Genomic DNA, 17,136 nt, shown 5'->3' on the forward strand with positions numbered 1-17,136 from the left:
TACTTGCTATAGATGAAAACTGTTGTATATAAATCAAAAAATCGAACAAGTTTGAGAAATTAATATCGGGACTTAAACAAAAGTTAGGAGTAAAAAGGAGTATAATGCGGTTTTGGTGTAGCTTTCACGTTAAAAGAAGCTGATGAAAGAAACCACTGCCCCAGCAATGGCACCATGGTTTGAAAGATGGTGTCATTTGATGATGTATTTACTCATAAAGGGGAAAGAAGAGAGTTTAGACATTATTTAGGGGGATGATTGGGTGAAAGTGAGAGAAAAAACCTATTTCAAATGGCAGAGAATGCCCTAGGGGTGACCTACCACCGATGACACCACTTTTTAACTGCAGCACCTTAGTCCAGTTCCCAAGTCAATGACCGTCGGTTAGAGATTATGAACAAGTGTAGTCAGAGGAGAATCACCAGAGGATTTAGCTTAATAATTGATGATTCTGTCCATAGAAAAAGCGGGAATTTTAGGGATGGAGTAGGAAGACAATATAATATTGCAGAAATTGGGAAAAGGGATAATGGAGTAGTAGTAACAACACATCTATTATGATGGCAGTAAAAGCTTACCATTAGATATAGAGTTAGATCACCACGGTGATTCTTGACCCAAAGGGAAACAAGACCCTATATTTGAGAATAAACCTGAGTTAGGAATTAAATTAATACATCTGACCTTAAGCCGTGGTTATCAACCAGGAATAGTAATTATAGATGCTGGATATAGCCACAATAAATCTTTCTTATTAAAGATAGAAAATCGGCATTGAAAGTATTGAGGAGGATTAGCTAAAAACCCCAAAGTCCTTGCCAGTGAGCAAGAGGATAGTCCACAAATAATTAGGTTAGATGAATTAGCACAAAGTTTACCCCAAGAGGCTTTTACAGACATTCAACTGCAGTTATATCAACCCAAAACATTATGGGTAGTAACTAAAGAAGTAGAAATATCAGCCTTAAGTGGAAAGGGCAATATTGCTATATTCATCAACACTTCTACTTCCTCTCAAGCCACTTATATGGACTACTCAAGCCACTGATATGGACTACTTTATTACCAATGTTTCTTCATCAATTGTCACACCCCAATGGATAGTTGATAGATATTCTCAAAGAAATTGGGTATAAGTTTTTTACAGGGAAGCCAAGGGATGGTTAGGACTCAACGAATATCAAGTTTGAGATAACAGCAGTTGACTGCGCTATTTTATTTTGGTTTTCTGTGCCTACACTTTTATTATTTGCCATCAGTGGACTGGAGGATTAAGACCAAGGTGGGCTAAGAAACCTTTGAATACTTTTACTCAAGCTTTAGAAGGGTTTAGAACAGCCATATCTTTTCTATTTATTGATTGGTTCAACTTGAATCCAGACGTGTTTCCTTCTTATCAAGACAGTTTGGGCTACATTTGGGCTTGATTTTTGTTTACGTCCCGTTAGAGATAAAGAGATATAAATCAAGTAATTATGTCTATGTAAATGATTAAAAACACTTGATCTTTTGCTTTCTATCATCAACAATAAAAGCATCATGTTACAGACATGATTGTAGCCAATAAAAGTGACAGAAGCCCTGACATATGTCCGCTATTGCGGACATTTTTTTATAAATGTACTTTAATATTTTGAGTTAAAAATAAATATTAAAGTACATTTAGTCTAAATACTAGTTACCTAAAGTACCAGATTTCTCACTCTTTATCCAAGTTAATTTATATTTTAAACTTCTTGACAAAGAAGTAAGTAGAAAGGTACGGGAAAACAGTAGACGCGCAGCGACTTCTCGCAGAGAAGTATGTAACGAAAAGGAAAATTTATCAAAACCTCTTTCCTATTGCCTTGTCATAACGACAATTCTTAACACCCACCTACTTATGTTGTATCGACATCTAGCTTTTTTTAGGTTACCAAAAGAAAAAGACATAACCAAGAGAGTTATGTCCGAAAATCTTAATTAATTATCAGCAATATAGAACTTATATTTGATTTTTATTGCCGCAGCCTAGGCTTTGCCCTTAAAGATTATGTATACAATAAGTTGTGTTCTTCCCTATTTTCTGCGCCTATCAGTAAATCCCCAAATCTACTATTATTGATTTCATAGATAAATACTGACATTAGCTATAGGAATCCGATTTGATTATTGATAGCTTGCGTGGGGTAAGCCATATTTACTTGTGTAGCCAGGCAAAAGGCAAAAGGCAAAAGGCAAGATGTAAAAGGGTCTTAGAGGATTCACTTATACTGAATTTCGTATGGCTACGCCACGCAAGCTATCAGTATGACATAAGTCCAAGTTTCACCCGTTTGCAGTAGACCTGTCAGGAAAATTAACTTGGTTTTAAAAAATGGTAGAGGGGAATTTTGAGGGTATACCAAAAGGAAAAATCCACTAAATTAACTATATTCAAGAATATCCACATCGTAGAAAACAAATACTGGGAATAACTAACCATCAGTTTCAAGACTTGTTAGCCCAAGCTGAAATGCAGCATAAGAAACTTCAAGGTAACATAGAAAGTAAAAACATAGGTAGAAATCAGAAAGGAGCAGGGAGGAAAGGGAAACTAGAGATAAAATAACAGGTATGTCTATGCTTGTTCTATTGGAGGAAAATGCCAACATTTGATGTTTTAGGTTTGCATTTCGGTATATCGAAAACGGAAGCAAAGGACACATTTCATTACTGGCTAGAGATATTACGAAATGTTTTGCCTACTAGTCTCCTTGAACAAGTAGAAAAACATGATAGCGATTATGCCATAGCGACTCAGAACAAAAGGCAGGAAACAAAGAGTTTTCCACCAAGGGTATTTTTGTTGAACAGGTCATTAGACTTGTAAAAATATTCCGGGTACCTCAACAACGATTTCCCCTGAATTCCCCAATTTACTCACAGGTAATTCTTACTATTTGTGGTTTAGTCAGATGTAAGGATTCAGGTCTAAGGTAGAGGGATGAAAGAAGGTGTATGGAAAGCAGAGTGATCCATGGCTTTCATAGGTTGGTCAAAAAACTCAATTAGAGAAAGTGCTTGACGGCGACAAGTTTGTATAATCGTCAATAAATTGGCAGTATGTTAGAAGAGCTCCAGAGAAAGAGAACCACCACAGACCTTTCGTTGTGTCACTCCTAAACCTAACCTTAGTTCAGCTAAATTATGATCAAGGTCTATTGCCTAAGGAAGGTAAAAGTTTACCAGGTTCCCCTGGGGCTTGATCAATGAATGAATGGAAGATTCAACTTTTGGTTGAAACTAGGATGGGCAAGTCAAGAATTCATGAAGGTTTTGGGTTTGTTGGAATAAAGGGTAGTTTTTAAAACCTTCATCTATGAGGTCCATGAATTTTGTGCCAATTTCTTGGTGATTGAAGCCAGGAATCTTGATTAGTGTCTTGAAGTAACGGGGTAGGGTAGATGTGCCTGACATTTCTGTTGAGCTGTGACCGCATAATCGTTATAGGCAGTAAAGTCATCAGAACTGAGTACACCAGAGTAACTTGAACCCACAATGGATTCTAATTCGCCAGGACAAGGAGTATCAGGACCCATGAAATAAAGGGAAGTCACTATTGGCAAAAATCCATAACCATTGTTTCACCCCTTTGAGTACCCAGGGTGTTTCATCCCCAAGGATATGAGGCTGGGTTTGTTTTATCCACTGTTTGAGGCTATGAATACTTTGAGCCACTGGACCATCTATTCCTTCATTGGTACCTACTAATGTTCCCACTCTAACCAATTTCTATTTGACCCAGTTCCCACAACAAGAAGTATTCTTTCTCATAGGGTCAATGGCCCTAGTTATTGATCCATCCCAAAAAAGCTTGTCCTGTGATTTCTATATGTTGTATCCGTACTATCTCTGCTGACCAGTGTACCCTTTGTGTTTCCCCACACACACTGCAAGTCCACTTCCATTGGCCTGTCCACCAAGTCCCCTACTTGTTGTGTTTGGATTCTTATTGGTTCGCCAAACAATTGCCTCTGACCTCACCATCCACACACTTGCCGTCCCACTATCTCAAATCTATTCTATCTACTCCACCAAACACCTTTCTCCTTTTTCCCCTATGCCCTGGTTGTCCTCCTGGTTTCCGTTTTCGTGTCTGGTTCTCTTCTGGTTTCTCTTGTTGTTTGTTCTCGGTTTCTTTGAGGATGTCTCCCAAGGGTGCTTTGGATCATGTTATGGTTTCTAAATCTCTACTGACTTTGAGTTTCTCTATTTCTTTTTCCAGTTCTACTACTCTATTTCTTAGGTTCTCTATACTTTTCCCCTGGTCAATAATGATTTCTACCAGTTGCTCTGTTCCCAACTGCTTCAATATCTTGCTGTCTAGTTTTGGTGGCAGCTTCTTTTCCATAACTGCTATATTCTGCCTCTCCTATCACACTTTTCAATACCCCACCACCTGAATTCCCGAATTTACTCACAAGTAATTCCTACTATTTGTGGTTTAGTCACATTAGGAATTGGTTCATTAGTTTTGCCCATTTCATAAATGTTATGGATATGAGGTCAGTTATGAATTAGTCATCAACATCTTCATGGATAGGAACTATCCGTAACTATTCCCAACCCTGATTCTTTCCTTGGCTCTTTCCTAATCTTAACACTATGGAGAGCTAGACACAGACTCCTTTCTAAATTTTCGGACGTCTCTAGTATAACTAATAACTCATAAAACCCATTTCCCTAAAAATATCAATAACTTCCAGCCCAAGTTATCCATTGATGGGATAAACCCATATGCAAAATTTCACCAGTCATCTCTAGTTCAGTAATGATTGCTTCTGCTAATTCTGTATCATTGAATTCTGATTCATTGATATTGCTACCAATTAAATTGGCTGCGCGGAGATTAGCACCACTTAAAACAGCACCACTCATTTCTGCTTCGCTGAGGTTTGCACCCAGTAAATTTGCCCACATTAAATTTGCACCACGCAAATCTGCACGACTGAGGTTAGCATCGAGGAGGTTGGCTTTCATTAAGTCCGCACCAATCAAATTTACTTCACTTAAGTTTGCACTGTGTAAATTGGCTTGACTGAGGTCAGCATTGGTTAAATTGGCTCTGGCTAGGTTACATTTACTCAAGTTAGCTTCGCTTAGGTCAGCACCACTAAGGTCAGCTTCAGATAAATTTACACCAGTTAATTCTGCTTTGGTTAGCTTTGCTTGATGCAAAGTTACGCCCTGAAAATTTCGCTGTCCTGATTTATATTCATTCAGAAAGCTGATAGTATCCATAGTTCACCTCGTCCTATTTATAGGTGAGTTGAAAGTGCCTCAAACCAAATTCAATACAATCGGGTTATTCTATTGTGCTAAAGATTTTTAGATTTTGAATCTTTGCTTAATGGAAAGATACTTAACTTAATACTATGGCATCTATAGCTGACGAGGCATCTATTTTTATAGCTATGGTTTTATAGCTATGGAAGAAGTTCAGGGTAAAATCTATTAAGACTATGGAAAAAGCGAAAAAATATGCTTATGACGACTGATTTAACATCTAGCATTACCCCTGATTTTCATAGCATTCTCTCCCAAACTGCGATTGCATATCGAGAAGGAAGCAAACCTCCTAAGGCTGATGTAGTGGTAAATGCTTTACTACAAGCAGAAAAATATGCCAAGCAACAACGACTAAATTATCCTTTTGACTCTCTAATGGGTAAATGGCGGCTGTGCTTTGTTACTGGTACTAAAAAAATCAGGAAGCGGGGAGGAATTGTTTTAGGTAAGGGCTTTTATGTGCCTAGATTTACATCAGTACATATTTCCTTTAGTATCATTACAGAACAAGTTTTAGATAGAGGTGAAATTGGTAATCAGGTACAATTAGGCTCGATATTATTAAACTTGAATGGCCCTGCAAAATATTTAGGTAACAAGAATTTATTAGCATTTGATTTTACCCAGATGCAAATCAGTTTTTCTGATCGCGTTGTTTACAACCGTCAAATACGTTCTGGTAAAACTCAAACTTTAGATTTTGACAATCAACCTATAGCTAAATTACCATTTTTTGCTTTCTTTTTACTAACTGAAGATTTTATAGCCGCCCGTGGTCGTGGTGGAGGTTTGGCAATTTGGATTAAAGCAAACCCTAATTAGACATCTTCAGATAATTTACAGTAATTTTCAGGTACATAAATTTACGCTATTTCTTGTTTTCTGCTTTAATGTGTTGTGCTATTTTCCCCCAAGCTTTCTAACAGTGATTTCTCAATTACATCAACCACAAACTGATTACCTTGTAAATTAAGATGAATGTGGTCATGATACAAGCTTTTTGGATTAGTATTGGCTTGAAATATAGGTAAAAAATCTATGTAGTTTATTTTATTCTCTGTCACAAAATCCCACAGACGCTGACGAGCGACAATTTCATAATGTCTTTTTTCCTTGGCGTTTAATTCCCGTAGTAAGGGAGTCATAGCTACAATTAGTTGACTATTATTGGCTTGAGTTAAGGTTTGAATATTACCAATTGCTTCAAGGATTATACTCCCGTGATCGCCTCCTTCTGGATACAAAGCTTCTAGTTCGGGAATTGCCTTTTGTTTAAAGGTGTAACGCTGTAATACTTCCACAATTGCCAGTGGTGGTTTACGATCTGGATAATTCTTATCTCTTCCTACTGGTAAAGAAGTCGGTGCAGTTCCAAATAAATCGTCTGTATTAATTAATAATACTATGTTTTGAGATTGAAAAGTACCAAATTTTTGTAAATATGCCAATTCATTGCGGGGACTCCAAGAGTTAGCAGAAGCATTTAAAACTTCAATTTGCTGATAATTACTACTCTGAGTTAAAGAATTCATCAGCAAATGAGAAATTGTATTTTTTTGATCAGTCCACCAACCACCGTTAGCGATAGAATCACCTAATAGTAAAACTCTGAATGTTCCGGGTGCAGGTATTTTGGATATTTTTCCACTCCGCATGGAAAATTCATTAATTTCAATCCGACTCCCAAAACGGTAAGTTTGCTGATTTGGTGCTAATAAATAACCAATTTTTTCATCACCAATGTAAATCAGAGGATTACCAAAACCAAATAGCGAGCGCAATCCTATTTCTATTGCTACAAACAGCCCCACCAGTACCGCCAAAATTACCATCAGCACTACTTTCACCTGCAATATTACTTAAGAGAAAGTATTATTTTATGCATTTACATTGCTAAGTGGCGGCAGGAGAGAAATACAAAGTTAAAAGTCAAAATTACACGACTTTTACCTATTCCCTATTTTCCCCTACACCCCATACCCCACGCCTCACACCCTATTTCTATGAGAGAACGTTGCAAAGCTTAAAGAAAATCATAATGTGAATTTAACATCATTGACTGATAGAAGAACTACAATCAAAACTGACAGAGTAGTTAATGTAACAAAGGAGGCTTACAAAGGTATGTCCGACTTAAATCGCGGAATTATGAAATTTGAAGGCGCAGATTCACCAAAAGTAGTTACTGTTTCTACCGTATTACTTTTGGGGTCAATAGCAGCACTTATTTTGTGGGCGTTGCAATCTGCCTATGCGCTGAGTTAGAATCAATTGATCAGATGGGAGGACACTGGCAACAAGGATTTCCGTGTCTGCTTAGTGTCCATAAACCAAGCAATCAAACTATCAAAAAAATTTTTATCAAAATTTATATTTCTAATTGACAATTTCAGATAGAAGATAGGTCTAAAATTCACATTAAACAATAAATGTTTCATCTCTGGGGTTTATTAGTTATTTTAATTACTTGCCCACTCTTAGGGGCAATGCCGCTAATCGCTTGGATTAGCTACGCTCTCAAGGGTAAGCGATTAGCACAAATAGGTACACGTAATATTAGTGTGTCTGCTGCTTTTTATCACGGCGGCAAATTGGTGGGTATTTTGGCAGTGCTGTCTGAAGGTTTCAAAGGCATTGCGGCGGTACTAATTTCTCGTCTTTTCTTTCCCACAGGTTCATTTTGGGAATTGATTGCGCTGATTGCCTTAGTTATAGGTAGATATGCTTTAGGGAGAGGCGCAGGGACAACAAATGTCGTTTGGGGATTTTTGATGCATGATCCCCTCATTGCCGGCTTTGTCACTTTAGTAGCAGCTATTGGTTTGATGTTTGTGCGGTCTAGAGAGACGATCAAATTTGGGGTATTGATTCTGCTTCCTCTGCTGGTAGCTGTCCTCTACTCCAATGATTTGCCCAGAATAGTGGCAGTATTTACCCTAGCAGGGTTAATTGGCTGGATTTACAAAGAAATCCCTGATGATATGGACTTGCCAGTACAAGAGGCTGAGGGGGAAACACAGCAGGTCATGGCATATTTAAATAGTGGTGAGCAGGGAATTATCACCCTGGATGAGGAATTAGAACCAGAAATATTTGGAGCCAAGGCCTCGACATTATCACAAATTAAACGCTGGGGTTATCCAGTTCCCAAAGGATGGATACTTGCACCTTTTGATAATCCTGTGGTTCTGATTGATTTTCTCCAACCATCCACACTTTCACCGTTGGTAGTCCGTTCTTCAGCTATTGGGGAAGACTCAGAACAAGCTTCTGGAGCTGGACAGTACGCAACTATTTTGAATGTAACGAGTAAACAGGAATTAGAAGAAGCGATCACACAAGTCCAAGCCTCCTATAATAATCCTGCTGCTGTTCAATATAGACGTGATCGCCATGCCAAAGATGAAGCTATGGCGGTACTCATTCAACCACAAGTCCAGAGTGTATTTTCTGGTGTGGCTTTCAGCCGTGATCCCATCGCCCAACAAGGTGATGCTGTAGTCATTGAAGCTGTTTCTGGTAGCGCCTCACAAGTGGTTTCAGGAAAAGTTACCCCAGAACAATATCGTGTTTTTGTCGTGGGTGAAGACAAGCTATCTACTCTTAAATTTGAGGGAGAAGGAAAAATTCCCCAACCATTAATTAAGCAAGTAGCATACCTAGCCCGGATACTGGAAAAACGTTATTACGGCATACCTCAAGATGTGGAGTGGAGTTATGATGGACAAAATCTTTGGGTATTACAAGCACGACCAATTACCACTTTACTGCCCATTTGGACAAGAAAAATTGCTGCTGAAGTGATTCCTGGAGTGATTCATCCCTTAACTTGGTCAATTAATTTGCCCTTAACTTGTGGGATGTGGGGAGAAATTTTTACCCTAGTATTAGGCGATCGCACCCGCGAGTCAGACTTTAGTAAAATGGCAACTCTGCATTACTCCAGAGCGTATTTTAATGCTTCTTTCTTAGGAGAGATTTTTCTGGAAATGGGTTTACCACCTGAAAGTCTGGAGTTTTTAACCAGAGATACAAAAATGAGTAAACCACCTCTAGCTTCCACCTGGGAGAATTTGCCAGGACTGACAAAGTTACTACAGCGAGAAATCTGTTTAGAAAATCAATTTAAACAAGATTACCGTCACCGATTTATTCCTGGGTTGACAAGGTTAGCAAATGAATTAATTGAGGAATTATCACCAAACCAGTTATTAACTAGAGTTGACTTAGTTCTAGATTTGCTCAACCAAGCTACTTATTACAGTATTTTATCGCCCTTGAGTGCAGCAATTCGTCAAGCAGCTACGGGGGTGAAAGATGAGCAAATTGATCATAGTATTACACCAGAAGTTTCATCATTGCGATCGCTCAGTCTTTTAGCCGCAGATGCCAAAGAAATCTTACCAGACATAGACCCAGCAAGAGTTTTCGAACAATTGGCAGAAACTCCAGAGGGCGAAAAAATCTTGTATGAATTTCAAGAAATTGTCGAAGATTACGGCTATTTAAGCGAGGTAGGAACAGATATTTCCGTTTCCAGATGGAAAGAACAGCCTCACATAGTCAGACAATTATTTATCCAGTTGGTGCAAGGAAACGAACCACCAAATCAGGATGGGTCAAAAAAGCGTCACCAAGGTTTTGTACAAAAGCGAGTGGATCTCAAAGGACGAGTCACAGAAATTTATTCTCGCTTGTTAGCTGAATTACGCTGGACTTTTTTAGCTTTAGAAAAGATTTGGTTACAGAGTAGTGTATTGCAACAGCCAGGGGATATCTTCTTTTTAAAATTAGGTGAAGTGCGGCGTTTAGCAGCAGAAGCAGATCCAGCTTTGAGAAATCAAGTTTCCGAAAAAGTAGCAAACAGGCGATCACAATTTAACCAAGACAGCCAGATTACTCAAATTCCCCCACTGGTATATGGTTATAATCCTCCCCACCCCATCGACTCACCAATTGATAGCGCTGATAATATCTTACTAGGCATTCCCGCCAGTCAAGGTCAAGCCACCGGACTAGTCAAAGTATTGAGAAATTTACAAGAAGTAGGTGAAATTGATAAAGGGACAATTCTTGTCGTACCTTATACAGATTCAGGCTGGGCTCTAATATTAGTCAGAGCCGGAGGCATAATTGCAGAGGCCGGTGGTAAACTGTCACATGGCGCAATAGTCGCCCGTGAATACGGCATTCCCGCAGTTATGGATGTCCGTGGTGCTACTTATCTACTCCAAGATGGTCAACAAGTCAAAATTGATGGCTCAAAGGGTATTGTAGAACTCCAGGAATTCTTCACCTAATAACCTGTAAGAATTAAGGAGTCAGGAGTCAGGAGTCAGAATGTTTGAGAAATGGTTAATTATCAAATAGATATTTTTGGCGTTAGTCGGAAAAAGCTGACTGCTGATGCCTGAAGTTTCTCTGAAAGAGACAAACGAAGTGCGATTACGCGAAATTCACCCCCAAAAAAAGAGAGTGGGAGGAGGCATTATCAAGCGCCATTCACTCCCACTCTACTATTTGCTGCTGAAGCGATTCAGGAACATACATATAACACTAATCGTTAATTAGGGGGGGTAATTTACAGTTTAACGATAACGCCTCTACTCAATGGATATTCCTATTGCAGCAAACGCTAATTCTATTATATATTGATTCGACAATCATAACAAGATTGAATTGTTAATTTGTTTAACCTTTTAACAACTTCTTTACTTTCGTTTGTCTGATTTAATTTAACTTATTTCATTAGAGGATGGTTGCCAAATTGGCATTTTTATAAAATTTTCTCATTGTTCATTGCTAACAGTTGAAAACATAGATTCCTGTTAATGCAACAGTTAAAACTTCCGGTACATGAGAAAGAGACTATTATTAAATCAATGGGGGGGGTGACACCCATCATCCGCATTAGGAATTGATTTCAGTGGCTTTTAACACACTTGATTTATAAAACGCTGAAAACTTATTTTCAACTAAGCTTACCATGCGATATCCATACTTTAGGTATGAGGGGTTTAACCCTTTATTAATCAACTAACAGTTTCTGCAAAGTTATGATGATGCTAATTCAAATCTTGAAACCAACACCACCAGCAGCAAAATCAGCAACGGTTTGATGAGAAAGTTCGTGTGTGGCTATAGCTTGCAACATTGCTACTTGCAACATTGCTAAAGGTAAAGTCAGATGATCCGCACCTGCTTGGATAGATGCGGCTGCTTCTTCAGGTGACTTGATACTAGCTGCCAAGATTTCCATACCAGTACCTTTGAGAACGCTGGACATATCTTGCACTCAAGCAATACCATCACCTAACAAGGGTGTAGCACGATTGACGTAAGCTATGGCGATTTTTGTTTTTGCGCCGGTTTCCCTGGCCACTGTGGCTTGTGCGGGACTGTAAATACCAGTGACGGAACAGGTAATTTCTGGTGAAAGTGTGGCTAGGACTTCAAACTCTACTGCTGTAGCGGGAATTTTCAAGATTGTTTGAGAACGAAGAAGAATTGCAAAAGCTTTGATTCCTTCTGATATCATCCTCTTTTTATCAGCGGACAGGAGTTGGTAGTAAACTGGGCCGGAAGTTAAAGAAACCAAGGTTTTCAGGGTGGTTTCTGGTGGGGTATCAGCCTGTGCTAACAAAGTAGGATTGGTGGTGATCCCTTTGACCCAACCCCAATATTGAACTATTTTAGCTTCGGATGCGATCGCAGAATCCAGAGAAAGCGCCATAAGAATGTTACAAGCCCCTGAATCACCCTAAAATTCTACAGGTATTGGGGGGTTTCTGGAGGATGACTCACCTGTCCAGGTTTAACATTTGATTACTCTCCTACTATTCATCATGTATAGACAGGGTAACTCAACAGATTGTCTCTTAAATTTTGAATTGTTAATTTTTAACTACTTACAGGTTTATATCGTATGTTCAGTTACAGTTCTATTTGAAGAAATCAGGCAACAATAGAGATTAATAACTGATATGCAGCTTTGTGTGTAAATTATGCTGCTGTTTCATGAAACCTCGAGTTATTGTTTGCGGCTTAAGACGTACTGGATATAAGATCTTTCGTCTGCTGAGACAACAGGGTGCTTTGGTTGTTGGTATTCATCGCAAACCCATTCCTGGAGAAGTTACGGGAGATGTAATTGTTGGTGAATTATGTGCAGCTTCTACCTTGCAAGCGGCAGGAGTTGAACAGGCTAATACTTTAGTAATTGGTGGTTCTGATGATGCGGTAAATTTATCAATTATGATGCAAGCGTGAGTTCTAAATCCTCAGATTTGGATTATTAAACGCTTTTATAACACCAATTTAGGTGAACGTTTAGATCACACACTCATTGATCATTTAAGTATGAGTGTTGTTGGTTTGGTAGCACCAGTATTTACTTTTGCAGCTTTGGGGAATCAAGCGATCTGACAAATTAAATTATTTGATCAAACTTGGCCAATTCAGGAAGAATATATTCATGAAGAAAGATCATATAAAATATTAGGTGATCGCTTAATTATTGGTACTCAACCACGCATCAATCACATAGGCAAATGATTGGGAAGAAAACTATTCAAAATATTCACCAGTATCCAGCATTTTCAGAAACACACAAGGTCAGTCATTGTCATGGCAATAGCAGTAATAGTAATTATTTTAACCGCTATATTTACTTAGGTTTCTACGAAATTAAACATCTCATTTTTTGATGCTTTATATTTTGCTGTTGGCATGATCACAGGTGCTAGTGGTAATGACAAAGTGGTAGAGAACGCACCCAATAGTATTAAATTCTTTACAGTTTTCATGATGCTGGCAGGAGCAGTAGTCCTTGGTATTTGGTATGCTATGCTTACCGATTTTATTTTAGGAACTAGTCTGAAACAATTTTCGGATGCTGCCAGAATTCCTCAACGTCATCATTATATTGTCTGTGGTTTAAGTGGTATTGGCATTAGAATAATTCAGTAACTGCAGGCAAGTGGACATGAAGTAGTAGTAATTGAAACTGATCCTAATCATAGACTTGTCAACACTGCTATAGGAATGAGTATTACTGTAATTCTTGCAGATGCAAGTTTCCGCACAAGTCTACAAACAAGTAATATAGATACCGCAGCCGCAGTTTTAGCAGTTACTAATAACGATGCTACTAATTTAGAAATTGCCCTCAAAGCCAAGGGGTTAACACCGAAAATTTCTGTTATTGTTGATTATGCTGACCCTGATTTTGCCGGCATGGCACAACAGGTATTTGATCTTGAAGCTGTATTAAGTCCAGCAGAATTAGCAGCACCAGCTTTTGCTGCCGCCGCTCTGGGAGGTAGAATTATTGCTAATGGGATTATTGCCGATAATCTATGGGTTGCTTTTCCAACTTTGATTACTCCTAACCATCCTTTTTGTGGTGAGTGGGTGAAAGATGTAGGTAGATATGCCGATTTTGTCCCTTTGTATGTAGAAAGAATAAATCACCAAACTTTACATGGTTGGGATTTGTTGGACACTAATTTGAGTGCAGATGATATTTTGTATTTGACAATTCCTGCAAATCGGTTATATCAGTTATGGAGCGAGGAACAGGAGATGGTAAGTTGATTAGGGTTGGTAATTGGTAATTGGTAATTGGTAATTGGTAATTGGTAATTGGTAATTGGTAATTGGTAATTTAAAAATAGCTTTCTTTTCTTTTGGTACTGATACAGTTACTAATCTTCAGTCGTGGTTCTTTAGTAAAATGTAAGCATTAAGCTATCAGCCATCAGCAGTTAGGTTTTTCAGGCTAAATTTAGGCAACATAAGGAACACGCTGCTCTATTACTTTGTCTCCATCCAATTATCACCCGCACGCACATCCACAACTAAAGGTACACTTAAACTCATAGCATTTTCCATCACCGACTTAATTTGTAATTGCAGTTCTCCCCATTCTTGAGGAGGAACTTCAAACACTAATTCATCATGAACTTGCAACAACAACCGCGCTTGATAATTCCTCAAAACTTCATGTAATTGCACCATTGCAATTTTAATAATATCCGCACTCGAACCTTGAATTGGTGCATTTGCAGCAGAACGAAGTAAACCAGCATTATAAGCACCCAAATTCTTTAACCTGCTCAAATCAATATCTTCTAAACTTATGCCTTTTAACTCCTTTAAGCTTTTACTAGTAAAATCAAAATAACGCCTTCTTCCCAAAATAGTTTCTACATATCCTTGAGAAATAGCTTCTTTTTTCACCTTTTCCAAATATGCAAATACCTGGGGATATCGTTCATTAAATCGCCTAATAAATTCATTAGCATTAGCTTTATCTACACCTGTAGAACGTGCAAACTTCAGCGAACCCATACCATAAATTACACCAAAATTAATTGTTTTGGCAAAACGTCTTTCTTCTGATGTCACCTCATCTTTTTCAAAGACTAATTTAGCTGTGACAGTGTGAATATCTTCATTTTGCTTATATGCTTGTACCAGCACAGGTTCTTGACTCAAATGTGCCAAAATTCTTAACTCAATTTGAGAATAATCAGCAGCTACCATCAACCATCCAGATTCTGGTAAAAAGGCTTTTCTAATTTGTCTACTAAAAGCCGTACGAATAGGAATATTTTGCAAATTCGGATTAGAAGAAGATAACCTACCGGTAGAAGTTGCAGTTTGGTTAAAATCAGTATGTAACCGTTGACTTTGGGGATGTACCAACGCTGGTAATGCATCTACATAAGTAGATTTTAATTTTGATGAAGTCCGATATTCAATAATCGCATCAACAAAGCCAGTATTATCAACTTCTTGGAGTTTTTCTAAAGTTGCTGCATCTGTAGAATAACCAGTTTGAATTTTGCGGGAATATTTGGTACTTAAACCAAGTTTATCAAACAGAATATAACTCAATTGTTTGGGAGAATCTAAATTGAATTTCTCACTAGCAATCTCAGTTGCTTGTATTTCTAATTTAGCTAATTCAGATTCCAATTGCTGAGATAGTTCTTGTAGATAACTAGAATTAATTCTCACCCCTGTATATTCCATTTCCGCTAACACTGCTTCTAGCGGTTGCTCGACTTCCACCAATAATTTAGCTAAATCTGGTGTTTTATTCAATTCACAACGCAATTTATCAACTAATTGAAATGTTGCATAAACTTGAGTACCACAATAATACGCTACTATATCAATTCCAATATCAGCAATATTTTTTTGTAGTTCTTTTTTACCAGTTTTGGTAACAATATCATTATATTCTGTTAGTTGTAATCCCAAATTTCTTAAAGATAAATCACTTAAATTATGGGTAGTATCTGGATTGATCAAATAACTTGCTAACATCGTATCAAATACTACCCCTACTAAATTAATTCCCTGACATTTGAAAATTAATCTATCAAATTTGGCATTCTGAAAAGTTTTTGGATAATTAGCATTTTCCAAAATTGGACGTAATGCTGATACCACTAAGTCTAATTGTAAATTATGCCCTATTTTATGCCCAACAGGAATATAAGCAGCTTCATCAGATCCTGTTCCCCAACAACAGCCAATTCCTACTAAAGCTGCATCTCTTGGTTCTAAGGCGGTGGTTTCCGTATCCCAAGCAACAGGTTTTTCTAGGTTAGTACATTTTTGCAGAATGGCAACTAATTCTTGTAATTTATCTTCAGTGTTAATAATACGTATCTGAATTGATGAATCAGGTCGTTTTTCTGTATTAGCTGTATCTTCTCCACTAAAGAACCATAAATCATCATCTTCTTGAGTGGTATTGATTTCTTCTGCCTTTGTTTCTAGAACCTGTCCACCGAGTTTTTGTTGTAGTTCGTTGATTTGGTCTAAAAATTTATTGAATTCTAATTTTTCTAGAATTGGAATTAACTGATTAGTGTCAAAACCTGTTAATTGACAATCTTCTAAATTAACTTCTAACGGTACATCCACAACTATCTGTGCTAAATAACGAGAATGCGAAGCATCTTCTTTACCTGCAATCAATTTTTCTTGTGTTGAACCTGTAATTTCGTCTAATTTTGCATAAATCCCATCAAGGGAATTATAAGTATTTAGTAGTTTTACTGCTGTCTTTTCACCAATTCCTCTAACTCCAGGAATATTATCTGATTTATCACCGCATAGAGCTTTAAAATCAACGATTTGTGTAGGTAATACGCCTAATTTTTCTTTAACTTGTTCTGCTTGAAATTCGGTGATACTATTTGCATAACGTTTCAAAGCTTCAGGACTGAAATTTAAAACTGTAATGCCCTTATCTCCATCAATAAGTTGAAATAAATCCCTATCACCAGACAGAATTTTCACCCGATAACCAGCCGCAGACGCTTTTTGTGATAAAGTTCCCAAAACATCATCTGCTTCATAACCTGGTGCTGTAAAAATCGGTAAGTTTAAACCTCTCAATAACTCATTCAGGTTTTCTAAATCGGGAATAAAATCTTCTGGTGTTTCTAAACGATCCGCCTTATAAGTATCATCCGCTTCATGACGAAAAGTTGGCAATCCTAAATCAAAAGCTACAGCTATTGCTTGGGGCTTTTGAGTGGTTATTACCTCTAATAAGCACTTAATAAACCCAAAACAAACGCTAGTAGGAATACCTGCTTTTGTCCGGAGTCCTCCGTTTTTACCTTTAGCAAAAGCGAAGTAGGAACGAAAAGCAAGAGAATGTCCATCTACGAGAATAAACGTAGGATTATTGCTGATTGTGGAGTCTGAAGTCAAATTATTAAAAGAACTTAGAGGCACAATAAAATTATAGCTGGTTTTTTATGTAAGTATTACTTAGATATATTAGGACTCCTATTAGAT

At 37.7% G+C, this 17,136-nt stretch carries 12 protein-coding genes and 3 pseudogenes; 7 read left to right on the forward strand and 8 right to left on the reverse strand.

Translation table 11 applies throughout. From position 1 onward, the window contains the following. The first annotated feature begins 142 nt into the window (after positions 1 to 142). From AAZO_RS00585 to AAZO_RS28090, 3 genes and pseudogenes are all read left to right on the forward strand, one after another. Positions 143 to 1,427 (forward strand): annotated as a pseudogene (locus AAZO_RS00585) (IS701 family transposase). Between the two features lie 1,196 nt (positions 1,428 to 2,623). Next, entirely contained in the window at positions 2,624 to 2,851 is a 228-nt protein-coding gene (locus AAZO_RS34665) for a transposase family protein (protein WP_041638958.1), read from the forward strand. After that, positions 2,821 to 2,961 carry a hypothetical protein gene (locus AAZO_RS28090; protein WP_081462884.1) on the forward strand — a complete coding sequence of 47 codons (141 nt, stop codon included), beginning with the start codon at positions 2,821 to 2,823 and terminating at the stop codon, positions 2,959 to 2,961. Before AAZO_RS34665 ends, AAZO_RS28090 begins: the two co-directional genes overlap by 31 nt. A 434-nt stretch (positions 2,962 to 3,395) precedes the next feature. On the opposite strand, the gene AAZO_RS34670 is transcribed toward AAZO_RS28090, so the two are convergent. From AAZO_RS34670 to AAZO_RS00600, 5 genes are all read right to left on the reverse strand, one after another. Continuing rightward, positions 3,396 to 3,560 carry a hypothetical protein gene (locus AAZO_RS34670; protein WP_187289572.1) on the reverse strand — a complete coding sequence of 55 codons (165 nt, stop codon included), beginning with the start codon at positions 3,558 to 3,560 and terminating at the stop codon, positions 3,396 to 3,398. Continuing rightward, positions 3,550 to 3,741 (reverse strand): hypothetical protein, encoded by a 192-nt coding sequence (locus AAZO_RS25560; protein WP_049790491.1) that lies wholly within the window; start codon positions 3,739 to 3,741, stop codon positions 3,550 to 3,552. Before AAZO_RS25560 ends, AAZO_RS34670 begins: the two co-directional genes overlap by 11 nt. Before the next feature lie 286 nt (positions 3,742 to 4,027). Further along, the gene (locus tag AAZO_RS34675) at positions 4,028 to 4,177 is read right to left on the reverse strand and encodes a hypothetical protein (protein ID WP_187289573.1); all 150 of its coding nucleotides are present in this window, start codon (positions 4,175 to 4,177) and stop codon (positions 4,028 to 4,030) included. A gap of 12 nt (positions 4,178 to 4,189) precedes the next feature. Continuing rightward, positions 4,190 to 4,372 carry a hypothetical protein gene (locus AAZO_RS28095; protein WP_081462669.1) on the reverse strand — a complete coding sequence of 61 codons (183 nt, stop codon included), beginning with the start codon at positions 4,370 to 4,372 and terminating at the stop codon, positions 4,190 to 4,192. A 341-nt stretch (positions 4,373 to 4,713) separates the two neighbouring features. After that, a complete protein-coding gene (locus AAZO_RS00600) occupies positions 4,714 to 5,262 on the reverse strand; it encodes a pentapeptide repeat-containing protein (protein WP_013189792.1) in 549 nt (182 codons plus the stop codon). A 246-nt stretch (positions 5,263 to 5,508) separates the two neighbouring features. Here AAZO_RS00600 and AAZO_RS00605 point away from each other — a divergent pair, with 246 nt between their 5' ends. Continuing rightward, a complete protein-coding gene (locus tag AAZO_RS00605) occupies positions 5,509 to 6,132 on the forward strand; it encodes a hypothetical protein (protein WP_013189793.1) in 624 nt (207 codons plus the stop codon). Between the two features lie 65 nt (positions 6,133 to 6,197). Here AAZO_RS00605 and AAZO_RS00610 read toward each other — a convergent pair whose 3' ends face one another. Further along, on the reverse strand, positions 6,198 to 7,157 hold the full coding sequence (locus AAZO_RS00610) for an SGNH/GDSL hydrolase family protein (RefSeq protein WP_041638967.1): 960 nt from the start codon (positions 7,155 to 7,157) through the stop codon (positions 6,198 to 6,200). A 193-nt stretch (positions 7,158 to 7,350) separates the two neighbouring features. Between AAZO_RS00610 and AAZO_RS00615 the strand changes: the two genes are divergently transcribed. Beyond that, the gene (locus tag AAZO_RS00615) at positions 7,351 to 7,575 is read left to right on the forward strand and encodes a hypothetical protein (RefSeq protein WP_144031216.1); all 225 of its coding nucleotides are present in this window, start codon (positions 7,351 to 7,353) and stop codon (positions 7,573 to 7,575) included. Between the two features lie 164 nt (positions 7,576 to 7,739). After that, entirely contained in the window at positions 7,740 to 10,610 is a 2,871-nt protein-coding gene (locus AAZO_RS00620) for a glycerol-3-phosphate acyltransferase (RefSeq protein WP_013189796.1), read from the forward strand. A 770-nt stretch (positions 10,611 to 11,380) separates the two neighbouring features. On the opposite strand, the pseudogene AAZO_RS00625 reads toward AAZO_RS00620, so the two are convergent. After that, positions 11,381 to 12,043: pseudogene (locus AAZO_RS00625) on the reverse strand (transaldolase family protein). A 284-nt stretch (positions 12,044 to 12,327) separates the two neighbouring features. Here AAZO_RS00625 and AAZO_RS00630 point away from each other — a divergent pair. After that, a pseudogene (locus AAZO_RS00630) lies at positions 12,328 to 13,905 on the forward strand (NAD-binding protein). Between the two features lie 219 nt (positions 13,906 to 14,124). Here AAZO_RS00630 and polA read toward each other — a convergent pair. Then, complete coding sequence (polA, locus tag AAZO_RS00635) at positions 14,125 to 17,073, reverse strand: DNA polymerase I (protein WP_013189797.1); 2,949 nt, start codon at positions 17,071 to 17,073, stop codon at positions 14,125 to 14,127. Positions 17,074 to 17,136: the final 63 nt, after the last annotated feature.

Source organism: 'Nostoc azollae' 0708 (genome assembly GCF_000196515.1).
Lineage (GTDB): Bacteria > Cyanobacteriota > Cyanobacteriia > Cyanobacteriales > Nostocaceae > Trichormus_B > Trichormus_B azollae.